The sequence below is a fragment of the Novosphingobium kaempferiae genome (assembly GCF_021227995.1).
Taxonomy (GTDB): domain Bacteria; phylum Pseudomonadota; class Alphaproteobacteria; order Sphingomonadales; family Sphingomonadaceae; genus Novosphingobium; species Novosphingobium kaempferiae.
In genome coordinates this window covers 3,909,251-3,932,349 of record NZ_CP089301.1, presented here as the reverse complement: position 1 = coordinate 3,932,349, position 23,099 = coordinate 3,909,251, and the positions used below count along the sequence as shown (strand labels likewise).

At 68.5% G+C, this 23,099-nt stretch carries 16 protein-coding genes; 7 read left to right on the top strand and 9 right to left on the bottom strand.

The window, feature by feature from the left end; genetic code table 11:
* Nucleotides 1-52 precede the first annotated feature (52 nt).
* Together LO787_RS17935 and LO787_RS17930 are read left to right on the top strand one after the other, a co-directional pair.
* Nucleotides 53-1,276 carry a glycosyltransferase family 4 protein gene (locus LO787_RS17935; protein ID WP_232492351.1) on the top strand — a complete coding sequence of 408 codons (1,224 nt, stop codon included), beginning with the start codon at nt 53-55 and terminating at the stop codon, nt 1,274-1,276.
* Nucleotides 1,277-1,292: 16 nt separating this feature from the next.
* Nucleotides 1,293-1,943, top strand: coding sequence for a DedA family protein (locus LO787_RS17930; RefSeq protein WP_232492350.1), 651 nt, complete (start codon nt 1,293-1,295; stop codon nt 1,941-1,943).
* 11 nt (nt 1,944-1,954) lie between these two features.
* Here LO787_RS17930 and LO787_RS17925 read toward each other — a convergent pair whose 3' ends face one another.
* The 4 genes from LO787_RS17925 to LO787_RS17910 are packed head-to-tail and all read right to left on the bottom strand — an operon-like array spanning nt 1,955 to nt 7,660.
* A complete protein-coding gene (locus LO787_RS17925; protein ID WP_232492349.1) occupies nt 1,955-3,187 on the bottom strand; it encodes a TolC family protein in 1,233 nt (410 codons plus the stop codon).
* A complete protein-coding gene (locus tag LO787_RS17920) occupies nt 3,184-3,483 on the bottom strand; it encodes a DUF3240 domain-containing protein (RefSeq protein ID WP_232492348.1) in 300 nt (99 codons plus the stop codon). The genes LO787_RS17925 and LO787_RS17920 overlap by 4 nt, the downstream gene beginning before the upstream one ends.
* Nucleotides 3,480-6,557 (bottom strand): efflux RND transporter permease subunit, encoded by a 3,078-nt coding sequence (locus LO787_RS17915; RefSeq protein ID WP_232492347.1) that lies wholly within the window; start codon nt 6,555-6,557, stop codon nt 3,480-3,482. Before LO787_RS17915 ends, LO787_RS17920 begins: the two co-directional genes overlap by 4 nt.
* Nucleotides 6,557-7,660 carry an efflux RND transporter periplasmic adaptor subunit gene (locus LO787_RS17910; protein ID WP_232492346.1) on the bottom strand — a complete coding sequence of 368 codons (1,104 nt, stop codon included), beginning with the start codon at nt 7,658-7,660 and terminating at the stop codon, nt 6,557-6,559. Before LO787_RS17910 ends, LO787_RS17915 begins: the two co-directional genes overlap by 1 nt.
* 91 nt (nt 7,661-7,751) lie before the next feature.
* On the opposite strand from LO787_RS17910, the gene LO787_RS17905 reads away from it, so the two are divergent.
* The 4 genes from LO787_RS17905 to LO787_RS17890 all read left to right on the top strand — a co-directional run bounded on the left by LO787_RS17905 (nt 7,752) and on the right by LO787_RS17890 (nt 12,935).
* Nucleotides 7,752-8,408: a response regulator transcription factor gene (locus tag LO787_RS17905; protein ID WP_232492345.1), complete on the top strand. Its 657-nt coding sequence runs from the start codon at nt 7,752-7,754 to the stop codon at nt 8,406-8,408.
* Nucleotides 8,405-9,712: a sensor histidine kinase gene (locus LO787_RS17900; protein WP_232492344.1), complete on the top strand. Its 1,308-nt coding sequence runs from the start codon at nt 8,405-8,407 to the stop codon at nt 9,710-9,712. The genes LO787_RS17905 and LO787_RS17900 overlap by 4 nt, the downstream gene beginning before the upstream one ends.
* 74 nt (nt 9,713-9,786) lie before the next feature.
* Nucleotides 9,787-12,051: a S9 family peptidase gene (locus LO787_RS17895; protein ID WP_232492343.1), complete on the top strand. Its 2,265-nt coding sequence runs from the start codon at nt 9,787-9,789 to the stop codon at nt 12,049-12,051.
* A 185-nt stretch (nt 12,052-12,236) separates the two neighbouring features.
* Nucleotides 12,237-12,935, top strand: coding sequence for a pirin family protein (locus tag LO787_RS17890; RefSeq protein WP_232492342.1), 699 nt, complete (start codon nt 12,237-12,239; stop codon nt 12,933-12,935).
* 60 nt (nt 12,936-12,995) lie between these two features.
* Here the strand turns inward: LO787_RS17890 and LO787_RS17885 are convergent, their stop codons facing one another.
* The 3 genes from LO787_RS17885 to LO787_RS17875 are packed head-to-tail and all read right to left on the bottom strand — an operon-like array spanning nt 12,996 to nt 18,515.
* Nucleotides 12,996-14,621 carry an alpha-L-fucosidase gene (locus LO787_RS17885; RefSeq protein ID WP_232492341.1) on the bottom strand — a complete coding sequence of 542 codons (1,626 nt, stop codon included), beginning with the start codon at nt 14,619-14,621 and terminating at the stop codon, nt 12,996-12,998.
* Between the two features lie 7 nt (nt 14,622-14,628).
* Entirely contained in the window at nt 14,629-16,269 is a 1,641-nt protein-coding gene (locus LO787_RS17880) for a DUF5597 domain-containing protein (RefSeq protein ID WP_232492340.1), read from the bottom strand.
* A 5-nt stretch (nt 16,270-16,274) separates the two neighbouring features.
* Nucleotides 16,275-18,515: a hypothetical protein gene (locus LO787_RS17875; RefSeq protein ID WP_232492339.1), complete on the bottom strand. Its 2,241-nt coding sequence runs from the start codon at nt 18,513-18,515 to the stop codon at nt 16,275-16,277.
* A 192-nt stretch (nt 18,516-18,707) separates the two neighbouring features.
* Between LO787_RS17875 and LO787_RS17870 the strand changes: the two genes are divergently transcribed.
* Nucleotides 18,708-19,715, top strand: coding sequence for an alpha/beta hydrolase (locus tag LO787_RS17870; RefSeq protein WP_232492338.1), 1,008 nt, complete (start codon nt 18,708-18,710; stop codon nt 19,713-19,715).
* Between the two features lie 108 nt (nt 19,716-19,823).
* Here LO787_RS17870 and LO787_RS17865 read toward each other — a convergent pair whose 3' ends face one another.
* Nucleotides 19,824-22,712, bottom strand: a complete 2,889-nt coding sequence (locus LO787_RS17865; RefSeq protein ID WP_232492337.1) for a TonB-dependent receptor — start codon at nt 22,710-22,712, stop codon at nt 19,824-19,826.
* A gap of 206 nt (nt 22,713-22,918) precedes the next feature.
* The gene (locus tag LO787_RS26120) at nt 22,919-23,044 is read right to left on the bottom strand and encodes a hypothetical protein (RefSeq protein ID WP_255700808.1); all 126 of its coding nucleotides are present in this window, start codon (nt 23,042-23,044) and stop codon (nt 22,919-22,921) included.
* Nucleotides 23,045-23,099: the final 55 nt, after the last annotated feature.

The window sequence follows — 23,099 nt, the reverse complement described above, 5'->3', positions numbered from 1 at the left end:
GCGCTCGGGAACGCAGGGGAAACGGAAAAAACAAGAAAAACCGGAAGAATTGATGTCGTATTTCGAGCCTGCCACGGCCCTTCGTTCGCAAGAAAATCCCGGTCGCCGTCCCCGTGTCGCGCTGTTCTCAGGCAACTACAACTATGTCCGCGACGGCGCCAACCAGGCGCTGAACCGGCTTGTCGGCTACCTTGAGCGGCGCGGCTGCGCGGTGCGGGTCTATTCGCCCACATCCCCGACGCCCGCCTTCGCGCCCGAAGGCACGCTGGTATCGGTCCCCTCGCTGCCGATCCCGGGGCGCGGCGACTACCGGCTCGGCCTTGGCCTGCCGCGCCCGATCCGCGCCGACCTTGCGGCGTTCGATCCCGAGATCGTGCATGTCTCCGCCCCCGACTGGACCGGCACGGCGGCGCAGCGCTTCGCAACGGAACGCGACATCCCGGTGGTAGCCAGCCTGCATACCCGGTTCGAGACATACGCCGCCTTCTACGGCGCGGCGCTGCTGCGCCCGGCGATGGAGCGACACCTCGACCGGTTCTACCGCAGCAGCGCGCGCATCCTCGTCCCCACCCCCGCCATCGCGCAGGAGTTCGCCGCGAGCGGCCTCGCCAGCCGCACGCGGGTATGGAGCCGCGGCGTCGACCGGAACCAGTTCACTCCCGCCGCGCGCAGTCTCGGCTGGCGCCGCGCGCACGGCATCGCCGACCACGAAGTCGCCGTGCTCCACTTCGGGCGCCTTGTGCGCGAGAAGGGCCTCGGCGAGTTCGCCACGCTCTGCGAACGGCTGCTGCGCGAGGGGCTGCCGATCCGACCGCTGATCGTCGGCGACGGGCCGGAGCGTTCGTGGCTGGCGCGCAAGCTGCCTCAGGCCCGCTTCGCCGGGCACCTGATGGGCGAGGATCTCGGCCGCGCCGTCGCCAGCGCCGACGTGTTCCTCAACGCCAGCACCACCGAGGCTTTCGGCAACGTCACGCTCGAAGCCATGGCGGCGGGCGTACCGGTAGTCGCCATCGACGTGGCAAGCGCGCGCAATCTCCTGCGGGAAGACTGCGGCCTGCTCTATCCGCGCGGCGACGACGAGCGCGCACCGGAGGCCCTGCGCCGCCTCGTCGGCGATGCTGCGCTGCGCCAGCGCATGGGCCGGGCCGGGAGGGAGGCAAGCGGCGCCTACGACTGGGACGCCGCCTCGCATCAGGTGCTCGAATGCTACATGGGCCTGCTCGGCCGCATCATCCGGCCATTGGAACGCGGCACGCGCGAAACCGTCGCGGCCTGACGCGGAGCGCGGCGGGATGATCGAACAGACCACGCAGTTCGTCACCACCCACGCCGCATGGGCGGGGCCGGTCGTCGGGCTGCTGTGTCTGGGCGAGTCACTCGCCATCGTCGGCCTGTTCATTCCGGCGACCGCCGTCATGCTGGCGATCGGCGGCCTCGTCGGGGCGGGGGCGCTGGAGCCCTGGCCGATCCTGCTCTGGGCCGTGGTCGGCGCGATCGCGGGTGACTGGCTTTCCTATACCTTCGGCAACCGGATCGGCCCGGGCATCTACCGGCGCAGGCCGCTCAACCGGCATCGCCATCTCATCGCCCGCGCCCGCCTGATGATCCGCCGATACGGGTTCGCCGCCGTGTTCATGGGCCGCTTCATGGGACCGGTGCGCGCCACCGTGCCGCTCGTCGCCGGGATACTGGCGATGCCGCGCCACGTCTTCCAGATCGCCAACGTCACCTCCGCCGTGCTCTGGGTGGCGGTGATGCTCGCCCCCGGCTACCTCGCGGTCGGGCGGATCGAGGATCTGTGGACGAGCGACGAAGGACGCGTCGTGCTCCTCGGCCTGCTGCTCGGCCTCGCCGCGACCGGCGCGACCTGCCTTGCGTTCCGCATGCTGCACGGCTGGTTCACCGAGACCGTGGCGAGGATCGGACGACACTCGCCCCGATAGGCAACCGGCGCTCAATCGATCCAGAGCGTGTGGGAATCGATCCGCAGCTTGAGGATGAGCCGCGCCGCCGCTGCCCGCGCCGTCAGTTCCTGCGCACGCGCCTCGTTCGCCTGCCGGTCTGCATAGAGCCGGTCGGCGAGGTCTATCGCCCCCAATTCCTGCCCGCGCGCGGCAAGGCTCGCGCCCTGCTCCGCTCGCTCGACCGACGTGCGGCTGGCCTGCCAGGCCATCTGCCGCGCGCGGAACTCGGCGACGTCGGCGGCTGCATTCCCCGCGATCTCGCGCTCCACCACGGTACTCTCGGCCTGCGCCGCGCCCGCCAGCGCCGACGCCTGATCGGCGAGCGCACGGCGATGGCCGCCGCCCAGCGGCAAAGAGACATAGAGGCCCGCCCCCTGCTCCTGCCCGCTGCGCTCGCTGAACACGCGCACGCCGAGCGAGGGATCGGCGAAGCGATCCGCCCGCGCGCGCCGCGCCAGCACGTCCTGACGCTCGGCCGTGCCGACGGCGGCGGCGATCTCGTGGCTGCGCGCCACGACGAGCCGCTGGAGTTCGCGCAGCCCTTCCGGCGGCACGGTGGGATCGGCAAGGCGCGGCGGTTCGACCGGGAGCGGCAGGTCGGGGAAATGCGCCTCCAGCAGCGCCCGCGCGCGGTCACGGGACGCAGCAGCATCTGCGACCTGCGCCTCGGCCAGCGCTGACGCTGCCGAAACCTGCTGGAAATCCAGCTCCGCCGCGTCGCGCAACTGCACACGGCGGCGAGTGGCGGCGACGAGCGCCTGCTGGTTGGTCGCCAGCGCCGAGGCATTGCGCAGAAGCTCACCTGCAAGCACCCAGTCGTACCACAACCCGCCCAGAGCGAGCGCCGACTGGTGCCGCGCATCCTCCATGCGGTTCCGCGCGATGTCGACGCCGAGCACACCCGCGCGGCGGTCGAGCGCGGCCTTGCCGGGCAGCCGGAACGGGCGGCTGACGGTCGCGTCGTACTCGACGTAGCTGCCCTCCCGGTCGACGTTGCGGCGCGACAGGGTGCCTTGGGCGGTTATCTCGTTCGGCCCCCGGCGCAGCGCCTCGGCCTCCGCGTCCGCTCCGTCGATGCGCGCCATCGCCGCCTTCACGCCGGGCTGTGCATCGAGCACGCCGTTGACCAGTTCGGGCGGCGGCAGGTCCGCGTCCTGTGCCTGCGCCGGTACGGCGATTGCGCAGGCGGCGGTGCCGGCCATCAGGAGCCACGCCCAGTTCATGCCACTCGTCCTCCAGCCAGTACCGCCACCGTGCGCCAGCGGAACGGCAGGCTCCGCCGCACCGCCTTTGCCGCGTCGACCGCTGCGGCCACGCGATCGGCACCCGTCTCCACTTCCACCGCCATGCGCGCGAGCGTTCCCGCGACGCGTTCCACGGTCGCGGCATCATCGAAATCGCGACCGAGCACTGCCTCGCGCCGCATATGGACGGGGGCATGGAGGCAATCGCCCAGCGCCGCCGCAATGGCCTCGGCGTCCTGCACGCCGCACAGCAGGGTCAGCACCACCCGACTCATGCCGACATCTCCGTTTCCTTGCGGCTTTCACCGAAGCGTTCGAACAGGATCGGCAGCAGCACCAGCGTCAGCAGCGTCGAGGTGACGAGGCCGCCGATCACCACGATCGCCAGCGGACGCTGGATCTCGCTGCCCGGCCCGGTGGCGAACAGCAGCGGGACGAGCCCGAAGGCGGTGATGCTCGCGGTCATCATGACCGGACGTAGGCGACGCTCTGCCCCGGTGCGCACGGTTTCCGCCATGGACAGACCGTCTTCCCGCAACTGCCGGAAGTAGGCGACGAGGACGAGGCCGTTCAGCACCGCGATGCCCAGCAGCGCGATGAAGCCGACCGATGCGGGGACCGACAGGTACTCCCCCGTCATCCACAGCGCGACGATGCCGCCGACTGCCGCGAAGGGAATGTTGGCGAGGATCAGCAGCGATCCGCGCAGCGACTTGAGCGTCGCGTAAAGCACCAGGAAGATCAGCAGCAGCGCGCCGGGGATCACCATCATCAGCCGTGCCGAAGCGCGCTGCTGGTTCTCGAACTGCCCGCCCCAGACAAGCCGGTAGCCCGGCGGCAGCGGCACCTGCGCGCCGACCTTGGCCCTCGCCTCCTCCACATAGCCGACGAGGTCGCGGCCCGAGACGAAGGCCTGCACCAGCGCGTAGCGCGAGCCGCTTTCGTGATCGAGACGGATCGGCCCCTGCGTCCGCTCGACACGGGCAAGGTCGCTGACGTGCGCGAGTTCCCCGCTCGGCGTGGTGAGCGGCATGTCGGCAAACCGGGTCTCGTCCTCCCGGGTGCCGTCGGCGGCGCGGATGACGAGCGGGATGCGCTTCTGCCCCTCGGCGACGATGCCCGCGGGCAGGCCCTCCAGCTGCGCGCGCAGGGTGTCCTGGAACTGGTCCACCGGCATCCCCGCGCGCCCGGCGGCGGCACGGTCGATGTCGAGCTGGAGGTAGTCCACCTTGTCGTTCGCCACCGTCAGCACTTCGGCCGCGCCGCGCGTCGATTGCAGGACGTGCTGCACCTTGCCCGCGAGATCGGCCAGCGTGTCGAGGTCCGGCCCGAAGATCTTGATCGCCAGATCGCCGCGCGCGCCGGTCAGCATCTCGGCCACGCGCATCTCGATCGGCTGGGTGAAGCTGGGGTCGAAGCCCGGCATCCCGTCGAGCGCCTTGCGCATTTCCGCCACCACGAACTCGCGATCGCCGCGCCACTCGGTCGAGGGCTTGAGCGTGACGAACATGTCGGTCTCGTTGAGGCCCATCGGGTCGAGCCCGATCTCGTCCGTGCCGGTGCGCGAAATCACGCCGGTCACTTCCGGCACCCTGGCCATCAGTTCCTTCTCGACGCGCCCGGCGACTTCCAGCGAGCGGTCGAGGCCGACGGTCGGCAGCTTGGCGATCTGGATCACGACCGAGCCTTCGTCCATCGTCGGCATGAAGGTCTTGCCGACCGCGCCATAGGCCAGTCCGGCCACGACGAGACCCGCGCCCGCCAGGGCGTAGACCAGCTTCTTGCGCGCGAAGGCTCCGCCCAGCAGCGCGGCATAGCGCGGCGCGAGCTGGCGCATGATCCACGGCTCGCCATGGTGGCCGCTCCGCAGGCCGTAGGACGCCAGCACCGGCACCAGCGTCAGCGCCAGCAGCAGCGATCCGGCCAGCGCGAACATGATCGTCAGCGCGACGGGAGCGAACAGCTTGCCCTCCAGCCCCTGCAACGAGAGCAGCGGCAGGAACACCAGCGCGATGATGACGAGACCCGCGGAGACCGGCACGATCACCTCGGCGGTCGCGCGGAACACGACGTTGAGGCGCGGCACATGCTCGTCACGCGCGTGGTTCAGGCGCTCGACGACGTTCTCCACCACCACGACCGCACCGTCCACCAGCATGCCGATGGCGATGGCGAGGCCGCCAAGGCTCATCAGGTTGGCGGACAGGCCCATGCCGCGCATGAACAGGAAGGTGGTGAGCGCCGCCATCGGCAGGGTGGAGGCGACGATAGCCGCCGCGCGCCAGTCGCCAAGGAACAGGATCAGCAGCACGACGACCAGCACGGTCGCTTCAAGCAGCGCCTTCTGCACCGTATGCACCGCACGTCCGATCAGGTCGGAGCGGTCGTAGAAGATCGTCAGCTTCGTGCCCTTCGGCATCGATCCCTGCAATTCGTCCACGCGGGCGCGGATGCCGTCCACCACCTGCCGCGCGTCCGCGCCGCGCAGGGCAATGACGAGGCCCTGCACCGCCTCGCCCTTGCCGTGAGCGGTGACGCCGCCGTAGCGGGTGAGCGAACCGGTGCCGACGCTGGCCACGTCGCCGACGCGCACGATCCGGCCTTCGCGGGCGGTGACGGCCATCTGCTCGATATCGCTCGCATCACGGATGGCGCCGACCGCGCGCACGATCAGCGCTTCCTCACCCGCAGCGATACGCCCGGCGCCGTCGTTGCGGTTGCCGCGCTCGACGGCGGCCTTGAGATCGTCCACCGAAAGCCGCGCAGCCGCGAGCGCGACGGTATCGGGCCGCACCTCGTAAGTGCGCACATGCCCGCCCAGTGCGTTGACGTCAGCGACGCCGGGCACGGTGCGCAGCGCCGGACGGATCGTCCAGTCGAGCAGTTCGCGCTTCTCGGTCAGCGAAAGCGGACCGTCGATGGTGAACATGAAGACGTCGGACAGCGGCGTCGAGATCGGCGCCATGCCGCCCGAAACGCCTTCCGGCAGGTCCGCCATCACGCCCGCGAGCCGCTCGCCCACCTGCTGCCGCGCCCAGTAGATGTCGGTGCCGTCGGTGAAGTCGATGGTGACGTCGGCGATGGCGTACTTGGCGGTGGAGCGCAGCGTCGCCTGATTGGGCAGGCCAAGCAGTTCGAGTTCGAGCGGGGCGATCACCCGCGTCTCGACTTCCTCGGGCGTCATGCCGGGGGCCTTGAGGATGATCTTGACCTGCGCCTGCGCGATGTTGGGATAGGCATCGACCGGAAGGGTCGAATAGGCCCATGCGCCGAGCCCGCCCACGACGAGCGTCAGCGCCAGCACGAGCAGGCGATAGGAGAGCGACCAGGCGACGAGCGCGCGCAGCATCAGTCCTGCCCCGCGATCGACTTGAGTTCGCTCATGCCCGCGACGGCGATCTGCTCGCCCGCACGCAGGCCGGAGCGCACCACGATAAGACCATCGGCGCGGTCGCCGACCTCGACCGGGCGGACCGTGGCACCCTTGGCGGTGCGCACGAAGACGGCAGGCCTGCCATCCACATCGACGACGGCGGCGGCGGGCACGACGACCGTGCCTTCGGGTGCAGGCGACAGCAGAGTGGCGCTGACCGCACGGCCCGACACAACGCCCGCACCCGCAGGAACCCGCGCGCGCAGCGTCGCCGAGCGGGTCTCGGGATCGAGGACGCTGCCCACGCTCGTCACTTCGCCGCGGACATCGCCGGCCAGCCTGACCGTCATGCCGGGGCGCACGCGGGCGAGCAGGCGCTCGGGCACCTGCGCGGTCAGTTCGTAACGGCTGGCGGCGTCGATGACATAGGCCGAAGTCGCCTCGTTGACCGGGCTGCCGGTCTGGATCGTAGCCTGCGTCACCTTGCCCGCGATGGGCGCGGTCAGCGTATAGCTGCCGCTGCCGGGCGCGCCGTTGACGAGGCGCACGACGCGGCGCTGTTCGTTCAGTTCCGCCTCCGCCTCGCGCAGCGCCGCACGGGCCTCGTCGGCGCGGGCACCGGCGATCACGCCTTCGCGGGCGAGCTGGCCGAGGCGTCGGTCGTTGGCGCGCGCCATGGCGGCGCGGGCGGAAGCCTGTTCCATGCCTGCCGCGATCGTGAACATCTCCCGCGCGGCGACGACGGCGAGCGGCTGACCCTGACGCACGGTGTCGCCCTCCACCACCAGCGTGCGGGTGACGACGCCAGGGATCACGGCCGCCACTGCGACGCGTGCGTTGGGAGGCGGCGCCAGAGTTGCGGGCACCGTCGCGACGGGCATCTGCGTCGCCGCATCGACCGGAGCAAAGCGGATGCCCAGCCGCTCCATCTGCTGCACCGAGAGCGGAAGTGCGCCCTTGGCCGGAGCCGCGGCCGCTTCACGCTGCGCAGCGTCGCCTTCCGCTTCGCCGCCGCCCGAGCACGCAGACAGGGCGGCGAACAACGCCAGCAACGGCAAATGCCGGTTCAGAACCATCATGAAAGCCCCCGATCTGTCGCTGCGCCCGAAATCTCGCAGACGCAGCAATTAGCTTCGCAACCTGTCGAAATCCTGTCAGTGAGGCTGCGTCATGAGAATCTTGCTGATCGAGGACGAAGCCGAGCTGGCGCAGCGCATGGTCGCGAATCTCGCGCGCCATGGCTTCACCTGCGAATGGCTGGGCGATGCCGAGGGCGCGCCGTCGTTCGCCGCCGATGGGTTCAGCGTCATCGTCGTGGATGTCGGATTGCCCGGGATGTCGGGGATCGAACTGGTGCGCGAACTGCGCGCGCGGGCCATCTCGACGCCGATCCTGATCCTGACCGCGCGGAGCGGGTGGCAGGAGAAAGTGGAGGGGCTCAACGCGGGCGCGGACGACTTCATCGTCAAGCCGGTGCGCACGGAGGAACTCGTCGCACGCATTCACGCGCTCGCCCGCCGGGCCGCCGGTCACAGCGCCACCCGCATCACCTCGGGCCGCATCGCGCTCGACACCGCGAGCAGCGAGACCTGGCTGGACGGCGCGCCGGTGGCCCTTACCGCGCGCGAGTTCACGTTGCTGCGGATGCTGCTCTACAGCGCGGGCCGCACGCTGACCCGGCAGGCGATCCTCGACAACCTCTACAGCCTCGACCGCGATTGCGACCCCAACGCCGTCGAGGTGCTGGTCGGCCGCCTCCGCCGCAAGATCGGTCGCGAGCATGTCGTGACGGTGCGCGGCCTCGGCTATCGGCTGGTGACCGCGTGACCGACACGGCACACAACAGCCTCAAGGCACGGCTCGTCACCGGCTCGGCGGTCGGCGTCCTCCTTGCCATGGTCATGGCAGGACTGTTCATCGGCAATCTCTACCGCGTCCACACCATCGACCGCTACCAGACCGAGCTAGACCATCACCTCGGCGAACTGATCGCGCAGATCGCCATCGATCCGCAGAACCGCGTGCATGTGACGCGGCCCTTGTCGGACCCTCAGTTCACCGTGCTCCACTCCGGCCTCTACTGGCAGGTCGAGGGGGCGGGCCAGCGATTGCATTCCGCCTCCCTGCGCCCGGATGCCCGGCTCGCGGCAGGACCGGACGACCAGTGGCTGTCGAGCCGTGTCGCGGGCCAGCCCGTGGACCAGCGCAGCGCCCGCATCATGGTGGACGGGCGCCCCCTCATCGTGACCATCGCTTCCGACAAGCGCCTGCTGGATGAGCAGATCGGCAAGTTCCGGGTGGACCTCACCCTGTCGATGGTGGCGATGGGGCTCGCACTCCTTGGCGGGGCGCTGGCGATGGTCCACTTCGGGCTGAGCCCGGTCCGGCGGCTGGGCAAGGACGTGGACAGCCTCCGCAACGGCGAGACCGACCGGCTCGGCAACGACGTGCCGACGGAATTCGCACCCATCGTCGAAAGCTTCAACGCGATGCTGGAAGGGCAGGCGCAGTTCATCACCCGCGCCCGGACGGAATCGGGCAACCTCGCCCACAACCTGCGCACGCCGTTGGCGCTCGTCATCGACGAGGCCGAGCAGATCCGCCTTGGCGGCAACCACCGCTCCGCCGACTTCCTCCTGTCCCGCTGCCGCGCGATGCAGTTGCAGATCGACTACCATCTGGCGCGCGCCAGCGCGGCGGGAACGCGCGGTGCGGGCACCCTCACCGAAGTGGCCCCGCTGCTGGCGCAGATCCTCGAAGCAATGCGCCGCCTTCACGCCGACCGGGCGCTGAGCGTCGAAATCGATATCCCGGATGGCCTGCGGCTGCCCTGCGACCGGGGCGACCTTGCGGAGATCCTTTCCAACCTGATCGACAACGCCTTCAAGTGGGCCTTCAGCCGCATCGTCGTATCAGGCGGACACCGCTACGTCGAAGTGCGCGACGACGGCCCCGGCATCCCGCCGAAGCAGCGTGCGGCGGTCCTTGGCGTAGGTGTCCGGCTCGACCCGGCGACACCCGGTTCCGGGCTGGGCCTTGCCGCCACGTTCGACCTGATGCGCGTCTATGACGGCCAACTCCTGCTCGATGTCGCACCCGAAGGCGGGCTGCGCGCGGAAGTGCGGTTCTGATATCCGCTCCATCCGGTTCCAGTCCTGCACAGGGGCGGCTTCCCCTCGGCTCTGCCTGCCTCTAGGTAGCTGCAATGAACCGATTCCGTCTGCTGAGCGCCTGCATCCTCGCGGCGCTTCCCCCCACCGCCCTTCCCGCATTCGCCGCCCCCGCCGAACACCGGAGCGCCCTCCCCATGTCTGAAACCGCCCTCACTTTCGAGCGCGTCTTCGCCAGCCCCTCGCTCGACGGTGCGCAGCCCCGCGCAGTCAAGGTATCGCCGGACGGCCGCTACATCTCGCTGCTGCGCAACCGCGCCGACGACAAGGACCGCTACGACCTCTGGGCCTTCGACCGGCGCGGCGGAGAGTGGCGAATGCTCGTCGATTCGCTCAAGCTCGGCTCGGGCCGCGCGCTGAGCGAGGCGGAGAAGATGCAGCGCGAACGCCAGCGCGTCGGCAGCCTGAAGGGCATCATCTCCTACGAATGGACCGAGGACGGCAGCGCGGTGCTAGTGCCGCTGGACGGCGACCTCTACCTCGCGGGCGTCGACGGCAAGGTGCGCCGCCTGACCGACTCCCCGCAGGACGAACTCAACGCCGCACTGAGCCCGAAGGGCGCGTTCGTCTCGTTCGTGCGCGAAGGACGCCTCTGGGTCGGCCTGCTCGATGGCGCGGAGCACAAGCCGATCACCCCGCAGGAGAGCGCCGACACCGTCCACTGGGGCGAGGCTGAATTCGTCGCGCAGGAGGAAATGGCGCGCATGGCGGGTTACTGGTGGTCGCCCGACGATGCGCGCATCGCGGTCGAGCGCTATGACGAGGCGCCCGTCGGCGTCGTCACCCGCACCGCGATCGGCGCCGAGGGCACCCACACCTTCGAACAGCGCTATCCGGCTGCGGGCACGCCCAACGCGCTCGTCTCACTCCATGTGATGAAGCCCGATGGCAGCGGCCGCGTCGAGGTGGACCTTGGCCCCGACCGAGACATCTACCTCGCCCGCGTCGACTGGGCCCGCGACGGCAGGACGCTCTACGTCCAGCGCGAGAACCGCGAACAGACCAGGCTCGACATGCTGGCGGTCGATCCGCAGACCGGGGCCAGCCGCGTCCTGTTCACCGAGACGGCGGCCAACGGCAGCTGGATCAACCTCACCGACAACTACCGCTTCCTCAAGGACGGCAGCCTCGTCTGGTGGTCCGAACGCGACGGCTTCGGCCACCTGTATCGCTTCAGGGACGGCAAGTGGCAGCAGCTGACCTCGGGCGACTGGATGGTGAGCAAGCTGGTCTCGGTGGACGAGGCCAAGGGCCGCCTGCTGTTCCTCGGCAACCGCGACGACGTGCTGGCGCAGCAGCTTTACGCGATTGACCTTACGAAGCCGGGTGCTCCGAAGCAGCTGACCGAGGCCGGCTGGAACAACGCGGCATCGGGCAGCCGCGATGGCTCGACGATGCTGGTGACGCGTTCGTCCACCGCCCAGCCCTCGCAGACCTACATCGCCGACGAGAACGGCAAGCGCCTCGCGTGGGTCGAGGAGAACAAGCTGGACGCGAAGCATCCCTATGCGCCCTACCTCGCCAGCCATCGCCCGACCACGTTCGGGACGATCAAGGCCGCCGATGGCTCGGACCTGCACTGGATGATGATCACGCCGGAGCTGAAGCCCGGCAAGCGCTACCCCGTGTTCTTCGAGCACTACGGCGGCCCGCACTCGCAGACCGTCACGCGCGGCTGGAAGGGCGCACTGGCGCAGGCCATCGTCGACAAGGGCTACATCTACTTCGAGATCGACAACCGTGGCAGCGCCAACCGGGGCGTCGCGTTTGAATCGCAGATCCGTCAGGCGATGGGCACCGTCGAGGTGCAGGACCAGCGCAGCGGGGCCGAGTACCTCAAGTCGCTCGCCTTCGTCGATCCGGCCAAGATCGCGACTTACGGCTGGTCCTACGGCGGCTACATGACGCTCAAGATGCTGGAGACCGACCCCGGCCTCTACGCGGCCGGCATCGCCGGTGCGCCGGTGACGAAGTGGGAACTCTACGACACCCACTATACCGAGCGCTACATGGGCGACCCGCGCCGCGTGCCGGAAGCCTATCGCAAGTCCGGCACGCTGGACGACGCCACGAAGATCGCCGATCCGCTGCTGCTGATCCACGGCATGTCCGACGACAACGTGGTCTTCGACAACAGCACCAGCCTGATCGCCCGGATGCAGGGCAGCGCGACGCCGTTCGAGATGATGCTCTACCCCGGCCAGACCCATGCCGTGCGCGGCCCGCGGATCAGTGTCCACTTGTGGAACACGATCTTCGGCTTCCTCGAACGCCGTGGCGTCACCCCGCCGCAGGACTGATCGCGTGCCCCTCGCAGCCGGACGACGATCGTCCGGCTGCGAGGGGTGTTCGGCACCGCATCAGCTTTTCTATTTTCTCGAACTGACCAGAAGATTTTATCCCTCTGATCCTGAAAGCTCGAATCTCCTAGATGGTCTTCAACGGAGCGGCTCCCCCAACCTGCCGCCTCCCACGGAGACTTACGATGATCGAACTTCGCCCCTTCGACAGCCTCGGCGGCGCCAACCACGGCTGGCTCGACGCCAAGCATCACTTCTCCTTCGCCGAGTATCATGACCCGGCCCGCATGCACTGGGGCAACCTGCGCGTGTGGAACGACGATACCATCGCGCCGAAGACTGGCTTCCCGCCGCACCCGCATCGCGACATGGAGATCATCACCTACGTCCGCGAGGGCGCGATCACGCACCAGGACAACCTTGGCAACAAGGGCCGCACCGAAGCGGGCGACGTGCAGGTCATGAGCGCGGGCACCGGAATCCGCCACTCGGAATACAACATGGAGGACGTGACCACCAAGATCTTCCAGATCTGGATCCTGCCCACCCGCGACGGCGAAGCACCGAGCTGGGGCGCCCGTCCCTTCCCCAAGGGCGAGCGTGCGGGCCAGTTCGTCACCCTCGCCTCGGGCTATGACGGCGACGGCGATGCCCTGCCGATCCGCACCAATGCCCGCATCGTCGCCGCATCGCTGAAGGCGGGCGAGACGGCAGAATACCCGATCGGCGCGGACCGCAAGGGCTACCTCGTCCCGGCGACCGGCGCGGTGAAGATCGACGACGTGCAGGTCAACGCCCGTGACGGTGCAGCGATCCGCGACCTCGACGTGATCCGCGTCACCGCGATCGAGGACAGCGAACTGGTCCTCGTCGACGCGGCGTAACATTCCGCGTCATTTCGTGACCGATACCGCGAGGCGGGCCGCAAGGCCCGCCTCGTTGTTTCAGGCAATCCCGCGTCCCTCGATCTTCACGACCGGCACCATGCCCGCGCTCGAGGGCAGGTCCAGCACCATCGCCGCATTCTCCTGCCGCCAGCGCACCGGTCCCGCGCCGAGCAGGGTCACCCGCTCCACCGCGCCGTGCATGGTCCCACGGCCCAGCGCGCGAATGGACAGCGGACCGGGCGACGGCTTCAGCACCAGCATGTAGAGCGCCCCGCCCTTCGCCGTGAAGCGCACGTCGCCGGGCACGAAGCCCTTGAAGGCCCGTTCGTTCTGCATCCCTGTCGGCAGTACCGTCGGCCCTTCACCGAAGACGCGCCAGGGGCGCGAGGCGAAGATCGCCTCCTCGTTCACCGCCATCCATTGCGCCATGCCGTCGAGGATCTTTTCCTCCTCGGCATCGATGGTGCCGTCGCCGCGCTGGGGGATGGAGAGCAGCAGGCAGCCATTCTTCGACACCACATCGGCAAGCCGCTGGATCACCGCCTCCGCGCTCAGGTAGCTGCGGTCGGTGAAGCGGGAGCGGTTGTAGAACCAGTCGCCGATGCAGGTATCGGTCTGCCACGGCTCGTCCCAGATGCGGTTGGTGAAGCCGCGCTCGACATCCTGCACCAGCCCGAACCGCGCCTGCGGGCCAAGCTGCTTGGCGGTGAGCACGACGTCGATCGCGCCATGCCAGTCGATCGAGCGGTTGTAGTAATCCGCCGCCGCCGCCAGCCCGTAGTCCCCGAAAGGCAGGCCATAGTCGTCGAAGTAGCACAGGTCCGGCTTGTACTTCGCCACGAGGTCCATCTGGCGCAGCAGCCAGTTGCGCGCGAAGCGGTCGTCGCCCGGTGGCGCGGTCTCGACCCACTGGCCGTCGTTCCGGTCATGCCAGTCATTCATCGCCGCGATGCCGTCGATCCCGTCCGGTGCGACCATGTGGCGGCCGGTGTAGAGCGCCTGCGGGTCGAGCCCGTCCCACCACTTGCCCCGGCCATCCGCGCGGGTGCGGGTGAAGGCGTCGTAGCGCTCGCCCTTGCGCGGACCTTCGGGGTCGTAGGCATAGGCGGGCTGATACCAGTGCCAGGCGTGGGAGATGTGGTTGGACACCCCGAACCGCAGCCCCGCCGCGCGCGCCGCCTTCTCCCATGTCCCCACAACATCGCGCCGGGGACCGGCCCGCAGCGCGTTCCATTCGTGATGCGCGCTGTCGAAGCAGTCGAAGTTGTCGTGATGGCTGGCGAGGCTGACGAAGTACTTCGCCCCCGCCTTCACGTAGCGGCGCATCAGCCCCTCGGGATCCCACTTGTCCGCCTTCCAGCGGTCGAGCAGGTCGAGCATCCCCGTCTCGGCCGGGTGGCCGTAGGTCCGCAGGTGATGCTCGTACATCGGATGCCCCTGCATGTAGAGGAAGCGCCCGTACCAGTCGCCCTGCTCGGGCACCGCCTGCGGGCCCCAGTGCGACCAGATGCCGAGCTTGGCGTCGCGGAACCACTCCGGGTAACGGTACTGCGAGACGAGCGAGTTCCACGTCGGCGCGACCGGGCCACTGACGGAGGCTCCGGCAGCCACGGCACGCCCGGCGATGCCCGTCGCCAGCGCGCCCGCCATGAAACTGCGGCGATCGGGTCGCAAGGCCGTCATCGCCCGCTCAGCGCTTGCCGGACGAATGGAAGCCGGTCGTGACCTTGAGCACCTGCGGGCGGTCGATCAGGTTCAGGCCATAGTCGGTCTGGTCCCCGTTCCACACGCGCGACATGACCCACTTTCCGTCCCTGAACGTGCCTTCCTCGACCGCGACGATCATCCCGTCCTCCCGACCGTCGGCGGGCGAAAAGCTGACGCGGACGTGGTCGCCCATGACGAGGTATTCGCTGTCGGAAAGCTGGGCCACGGCAAGGCCGCCGACCGGCTCCGAAGACCATGGCGTCGGCTCGGCCTTGATCCAGGTCCAGTCCTTCATGCCGAACTGCCACTGCCCCCAGCTTGCGGTGATCTTCCAGCCGCCCAGCGTCGCCGACTGGTCACTGCCGTCGTCGGGCTTGGCCGCGCCCCAGGTCTGGCGGGTGGCGGCGATCCGCGCCCAGTCACGCATGATCGAGCCGACCGCCGCATAGGGCAGCGCGAAGGCCGCGACCGTCTTCCTGTCGAGCGCCTGTGCGCCGAGCGGGTAGTTGAAGTACCCGGTCGCATCCATGCCGAACGGCGAGAAGCCGATGCCGCCGCGCCCGATGGTGGGCCAGAAGAACCGCGCGAACTCCTTCGCGTTGCCGATCTCGGGCACCATCAGCGCGTTGTCGGGCCGGGCATACTTGTCGAGGTACTGGATGACGTTGCCGCTGGCCCGATCGTAGATGTCGGGCGCGGCGAAGTCGATCGCCGGGGCGGCCGCCTTCCAGATGTCGAGCACGTCCCACTGCGGCCCGCCGCTGGCGACGCCGGTGGGATCGGGCACGTTGGACGGACCGGCGAGCGAGGCGTTGACGTACATCGGCAGCGGCTTCACCGCCTTGCCCGCTTCCGCCACGGCATTGACGTAGCTGGCGACGTGCCAGGTGTTGAAGGCACGCGGCGCCTGCTTGCCGAACGCCTGCTCCCAGGTGCCCGACTTGCCCAGCTTGCGCGCCAGCACCGCCGGGATCGGCTGCGCGAAGAGCCGGTTGCCCTCCGCCGAGAAATCGCGCGGAACGCGGTAGGAGCCGGTCTCGTTCTCCGGCTGCACCATGATGACGGTGTTCTGCCGGTCGTGGTCGCGCAGGTACTCCATCACCTTCACGAAGGCGCGGCGATCCGCCTCCATGGTGGGGCGCGACAGCGGGGTGAGGACGCCGTGGTCCTTGCCCTGCTGGTCCTTCATCCGGGGGAAGCGCGCGTTGTTCAGCTTCACCCAGGCGGGCGCATAGGCCGGGCTGGTGTTCTTCCAGGTGCCGAACCACAGCAGCACCACGCGCTTGTCATGCGCCCGCGCCTGATCGAGCAGTTCCTGCAGGAACGTGAAGTCGTAGCGCCCCTCCACCGGCTCCACCTGCTCCCATGCGATCGGCACTTCGACCGTGTTGGCGTGCATGGCGTCGAGCACCGGCCAGGCCGTGCTCAGCGGTTCGGCGTAGTTGCTGGAGTTGTTGACCTGCCCGGCGAGCATCAGGAACGGCGCGCCGTCGACGATCAGGGCATGGCGCCCGTCGCGCGTTTCCAGACGTGGCAGCGGTGTCGCCTTATCGGCTTCCGCCGCGACGGCCACTCCGTTCGCCACCATCGCGAGTGCGAGAGCCAGCGGTGCGATCTTCAGCATCTTCATCATTCCCCCTTCGCCGGATCGCCGGTCAGCAGGCCGCGTCCGTCCGTCGCTATGTAGACCCGCCCGAACAGGCGCGGGTCGCCCGAGACCATGCGGATGCGCAGGCCCCACTGGTGTTCGTCGTCGTTGATCCGCGTCCACGCGCCGCCGCCGTCGAGCGAGCGCCAGATGCCGCGCACACCGTCGACCGTGCCGAGCGCATAGAGCGCCGGGTCCGACGATCCGGGCGCGGCCTTTCCCAGCCCGAAGCGGTCGACGCGGATCGCCTGCCCGGTCTGCCGCCAGCTTTCGCCAAAGTCGGTCGAGCGCCACAGATCGCCGCCGAGCGCCAGCCACAGCGCGCCCGCGCGTCCGGGCTCGGCAAGGAGCGGCGCGGGATTTTCGCGGTTCGCGGAATAGGCGGGCGTCAGGTCGGCAGGCAGACCCTTGGCTTCGGCGGCATGGAATACCGCGCCGCCATCGTCGCTGCGCACGATGCGGCCTTGGGCGAAATCCACCGCATAGAAGCGCCGCGCATCGACCTTGTCCGCAGTTACCCGCGTGCGGGACGACAGGCCCGAAACGGGCTTCCAGCTTGCGCCGCGATCCCGCGAAACGATCGGCGCGTCCGTCTCGACGAGGAAAGCCTTGCCATTGGCCGAGACGGTGACGGCTGCGTCGCCGGTTGCCTCAGGACAGGGCGAACCGTCCGCGTGCGGCTCGCACGGCGGCACATGCAGGCCGCTCCACGACGCCCCGCCGTCCGCCGACCATGCAAGCGAAGTGTCGGGCACCGTGCGCGCATGGGTATTGCCGCTGCGCACCATGATCGCGGGCGCCTGCCCCGCATAGTCCAGCGTGTTCGTGTTGGTAAGGAACGGCTGGAGATGGATGCGCGGCGGCGAGACGGCGAAGTCGTCGTGCCGGAAGCCGCCGATGTCGCCGAAGCCGGACACCAGATGCGCGCCGCCGGTGGGGCTGGTGAGCGTGATGACGGCGGTCTGCTCGATCCCGCGCGTCCACGGCTGCCAGCGCATTTCGCCCGGCTTGTCGAGGTTCTGCGTGCCGTAGACCGTCGCCCCGGTGACATAGGCGGCGTGACCGGGATCGAACGGGTCGATCGCCAGCCCGGCGATCCAGTGCCCGAAGTTCGCCTTGCCGTCGAAATCGAGGAACGGTGAAGGTGACACATCACGCACAGAGCGACGCCAGAGTTCGTCCCAATGCGCACCGCCGTCACGACTGAGCCACACGGTATCGACGGGCTGGCCCCGATCCACCGTGCTGACGGCGATCATCTTCGGATCGGTCGCGGAAACCGACACGCCCATGTAGCCACCGACGGGGGCGTCCGCCCCGCGCAGCGGCGTCACGTCGCACCACTCCATGGTCGCGGTATCGAGTTGCCAAACCACGCCGCGCCGGATGCCGTTCGGGCCGATGCCGTCGTTGAGCGTCACCGTCAGCCTGCCGTCGCGCCCGAGCACGGCCTTGGCCGCCAGCAGATCGGCGGGCGGGCCGCCCGGCACCGCTGCCCATGTGCTCCCGCCGTCGTCCGAGCGGAACAGGTGATGCGCGCCCGGATCGGCGCTGCCTACGAAGATGCGGCCCTTGTGTGCGGGATCGAAGAGCGCGAAGGAAAGCCCGCCATGCGTCGTGCGGCGCTGGGTGGGCAGGCCCAGCCCTGCGAGCGGGAACGCGGCGACCTGCCGCCAGTGCGCGCCCGCGTCGTCGCTCGCCCACAGGCCCTGATGGCGCGAGCCGAACAGCAGCCGCTGGTTGTCGAAGGGATCGATCGCGAGCCGCTCGCCCAAGCCGCGCCCGTCCTCGTTGCCGCCCATGGCGAAGGGCACCGGAGTCACGCGCCAGTGCGCGCCCCGGTCGGTCGAGCGCAGGATCGCAGACGGCAGTCGCGCGCCCATCCCGGCGGCGAGATAGACCGTGCCGGCGTCCACCGGGTCCGGCGCGACGCTTTCCACGCCCATGTAGCTGCCTTCGGCCATGCCGTCCTGCAAGGGTATCCAAGCCTGCGCCTTCGCATCCCAGCGATAGGCCCCGCCCATGTCGCTGCGCAGGTAGGCAAGGCCCGGCTCCACCGTGCTGAAGACGATGCCCGGCGTGAACCCGCCGCCGCCGACCCGCACGTTGCTCCAGTCGTAGGCGACTTCGGTATGCGCCGCCTGCGCAGGGACCGGCCCCGCCAGCACCGCCACCATGGCGAGCGCGGACGCCAGCGCGTGTCTCGCTCCTGGAATGCCCAAGGCCCTGTCCTCTCGTCCCGATGCTTCTGCCGCCTTGTGCGGAATCGGCACGACGATATCGCTACCAATGCCCAAGGGGAATGCCTGAAACGCAAAAATATCCGATAAATCTTTTCTCGCCTGGCACCGCTGCGATAGCGCAATCATCGAACACCCGCTAACCTGCGCCGATACCCTGGAGAGGACAGCTTGATGAACGATACGACCACGTCCCGGCGCGCGCTGCTGGGCGACCTTGCGGTGGCGGGGCTCTCGGCCGCTGCGATGAGTTCGAAGGCCGGCGCCGGGCCGCGCGCCATCGCCTTTTCCGGCCCCTCTATCCCGCTGTGGCCGGGCGAGGCGCCCGGTGCGCCTGTCACCGCGCCTGCCACCGCTCCGGCCCGCGCCTTTCAGCAGCGTTCGACCGATCCCGCCTTCGACGACCGCTGGCTGACCGGCATCGCGCTCCCGACCGTCGAAGTGCGCCGCCCCGCCTATCAGGACGGATCGGCGGTCATCCTCCTGCCCGGCGGCGGCTACGGCTTCCTCTCCATCGACAACGAGGGCGAGGAGCAGGCCCGCTGGCTGACCGAGCGCGGCGTCACCTGCTTCATCCTCTACTACCGCCTGCCCGGCGAAGGCTGGAAGAACCGCGCGACCGTGCCCTTGCAGGACGTCCAGCGCGCCGTGCGCCTCGTGCGCTCGCGCGCGACAGAGTTCGGCATCGACCCGGCGCGCCTTGCCGTGCTCGGCTTCTCCGCAGGCGGACACCTTGCGGGCAGCATCGCCACGCGCTTCGACGAGAGCGTCTATGCCCCGGTGGACGCAGCCGACCGGCTCTCGGCGCGGCCCGACCTCGTCGGCATGATCTATCCGGTGGTGACGCTGGCGCAGCCCTTCGTCCACGCCGGATCGCGCGATGCGCTGCTCGGCCCGAACTCGGGCGCGGCGGAGCGCAAGGCCGCCTCGGTCGAGAACCGCGTGACCGAAGGCACCCCGCCGGTCTTCCTCGCGGCGGCGAGCGACGACGGCCTCGTCCCCATCGCCAACAGCGTGGCGATGTACGGCGCGATGCTCGCGAAGAACCGGCCCGCCGAGTTCCACGGCTTCGACAAGGGCGGCCACGGCTTCGGCGCGCGCTTGCCGGCCGACGTTCCCGCCCATGCCTGGCCGGACCTGTTCTACGCCTATGGACGGCGCAACGGCATCCATACCGCCTGAGCCGGAACGCCCCCGCAGACAGAAAGGGCCGCCGTCGCATCCCGCGACGGCGGCCCTTTCGTATCGGCAAGAGGCGGGTCCGAACCGGACCCGCCTCCCGTTGGGAGATCAGAAAGTGATGTTCATGCCCATGCGGTAGCGACGGTCGCTCTGGAACCAGCTGCGGCCGTAGAGCTCGCCCGGATAGCCGCCCATGAGCGTCTTCTGGGTGGCGTTGAGCAGGTTGGTGCCCTGCAGCTGCACCGAGAGGTTGTCATTCACGCGCAGCGTCACGCCTGCATCGAGCGTGCCGTAGTCGTCACCGTAGACGGGCAGATTGGTGGCGATATTGCTGCTGACGCCCGGTGCGGTGAAGAAGTTGTAGCTCTGGTTCGTACCGTTGGCGTTGGTCGACTGGAGGTACTTCGAACGCCAGCTGTAGGCGACCCGCAGCGAGAACGGATTGTGCTCGTAGAGGAACGCCACGTTGACGTTGTGCTTCGACAGGCCCTGAAGCGGCACGTCGTTATGTGCCACGCCGTCGATGTCGTAGTACAGGTCGCCCGGGTTCTTGCTGTCGAGGAACGTGTAGTTCGCCTCCAGACCGATGCCCGAGAGCCAGCCCGGAAGCTGGTCGAGGAACAGGCGACCGCCCAGCTCGAAGCCCTTCACCGTCGCCGCCTTGTCCGCCGTGCGGGCGTCGTTGGTGGTCGCCATCGCCTGCTCGGTGGTGCCGTCGGCGAACGTCACCGTCACCGCGCGCTGGGTCGAACCGTAGACGACGGAGTCGGTGATGCGCTTGTAGAATGCCGCCGCATGGAGGCTGGTGCCCGGGCTCGGATACCATTCCACCGAGAGGTCGAAGTTGTTCGACATCGTCGGCTTGAGCGTCGGGTCGCCGGTAGTCGTGGTGTAGTTGGCGAACTGCGGCGGGGTGCCGTTGCCGGTCGTCTGCGCGCTCAGGCTGCCGGAAGCGCGCAGGGCGTTGAACGACTGGTTGTCCATCGTGATGTTGTAGGCCGCGCGGATCTTGACGGGATCGGTCGGCGAATAGGTCACGTTGACGGCAGGCAGCACGCGGGTGAACTCCGCACCGCCGCCGCGCACCTGCGCTGCGTCGCTGAGGGTATAGATCACACCGTTACGCACGAAGCTTGCCGTGTTCTGCTGGAAGTAGCCGGAGCTGGCGTTCTTCACGTTGACCACGCGCGCGCCGACGTTGCCGGTGAGCGAGGATTCACCCCACTCGCTGCCGAAGTTGAGCATCGCGTAACCGGCCAGCGTCTTGGTGCTGTAGTCGGTCCGGTCGTTGGGCAGCACGAAGCCTTCGGGACGTCCGGCCTCGCCGCCGTAGATGTCGTGGATCTCGTCCACGCCGACGTTGTGCGCGAAGTCGGTCGAGGGGAAGTACTGGCTGGCGGGCAGGTCGATGCCGCCGTGGAAGAAGTTTTTGAAGGTGTAGAGCGGGTAATCGCCTGGACGGCTCTGCGAGAACGGAATGACCGGGAAGCCGTTCCAGACCACGCCCAGCGGAGCCCATGCGTAGCCGTTGTTGAAGTCGCGCTCGGTGCGCTCGGCCCAGCGGCCGCCCACCTTTACCGACTTCAGGAAGCCTTCGCCGATCGCGTAAGTCAGGTCGAGCGAGGCGGAGTCCAGCTTGCCGCGGTTGTCCTCGTCATGCGGCATCGCCGCCTGCCAGGCATAGTTCGCCGGATCGAGCAGGTTCGGCACGAAGGAGTCGGCGACAGTGATCGAGGGCAGCTTGCCACTGAGATCGAGCCCGTAGCTGGTCGGGAAATCGACCGTGCGGAACAGGTTCATGCGGTGCTGCTTCGAAGTCGACGTGATGTGCTGGTACGCCGCATCGACGGTGAGCGGGCCGCCGCCCGGGTTCCACTTGACCGAGCCCGAGATGTCCTGCGTCTTGGTGCGGTTCTGCCAGGCGCCGGTAGTGCCGCCGGTGGTGATCGGCGCGTCGCTGGGCAGGAAGGTCGCGCTGTCGCGCTGGAACACGGCAGGCGACGAGATCAGGCCGCCGAAGTCGTCGAAGGTGCTCTGGCTCGGATCGACCGCCAGTCCCTGCGAGGTCACGAACGAGCCGAACTCGTCCGAGCGGCTGCGGTAGCGCGACTGGAAGAACACGCCGGTGAACGTCAGGTCGTTGCTGGGCGCCCACTGCACGGCGGCGTAGAGGCCGTCACGCTTGCGGCGGAAGTCTTCCTGTCCATAGGCGTAGCCGCCGGGGATGAAGTAGTCGTCGCCCGAGATGCGCGTGCGGAACATCGGCTCCATGCGCACGAACTGCGAGGTCGAGGTTAACTGGCTGAACGCGCCGTCGAGCACGAAGCCGATGTCGCCGATGCCGGTATTCCACTTGCCTGCGACGAGGCCGGAGATCGAGTAGTCGGTCTTGAGCGCAAGGTCGCCGAAGCTGAGGTCGCCGCTGCCTGCGAAGTGCAGGCCTTCGCTGAAGTCGAACGGCAGCTTGGTGCGCAGGTCGACCGAGCCGCCGGTGCCGCCTTCGATCTGGTCGGCGGACGAGGACTTGTAGACGTCGACGGCCTGCATGAGTTCGGGCGTCACGTCGCCCCAGAGGAGCGAACGACCGGCATTTGCGCTGAAGATTTCGCGGCCGTTGAGGCGCGAGGCGACGCCGGACAGGCCGCGGATCTGGATGCCCGAGCCTTCGACCGAATAGTGGTCCGGATCGTTGATCGCGGCGAAGCGGACGATGGTCACGCCGGGAACGCGCTGCAGGACTTCGGTGATTGAATTGTCAGGCAATTTGCCCGCGTCATCGGCCACGACGGAGTCCACGATCGAGATCGCGTTCTTCTTGCGGTTCTCGGCGGACTCGAGAGCCGCGCGGCGGCCGGTCACGACGATCGCCTCGGCTTCATCGCCGCTCACCGATGCGGTGTCGTCGGCAGACTGCGCATAGGCCTGCGGCGTTGCGGCCACCGACAGCATCGCCAGGCAGATGGCGCTCGCACGGGTGTGGAACTTGGATTTACGCATGATTCCCCTCCTGACTCCAATGCAGAGAGGCATCACGTTCCATCCTCCCCACCGATCGACTTTGTCGCTATCGCGACTATTTGTCGGACTAGGCGATTAGGCCTCGCCAATGTCTCGGTCAAACGATTTATGAGAGCGATACCATAAATCGGATCAACCGTAGGGAAATGTGCGTCGAGGCATCATTTCTCTTGTGAAACTAATTTTCAGATGCGCAAAAACGCGCGAAAAATGGCGATGTTTAACGGTGATTTGACGATCATCTTGCCAGCGCTTGCACCTACGTATTTCCGACCTTTAGCATCTACATTCAGGTCAAGACTGCGATCCATCCGGTAACGCTCCCAACGGACAATGCCGGGTGAATGGCGCGAGATCCTCGCGACC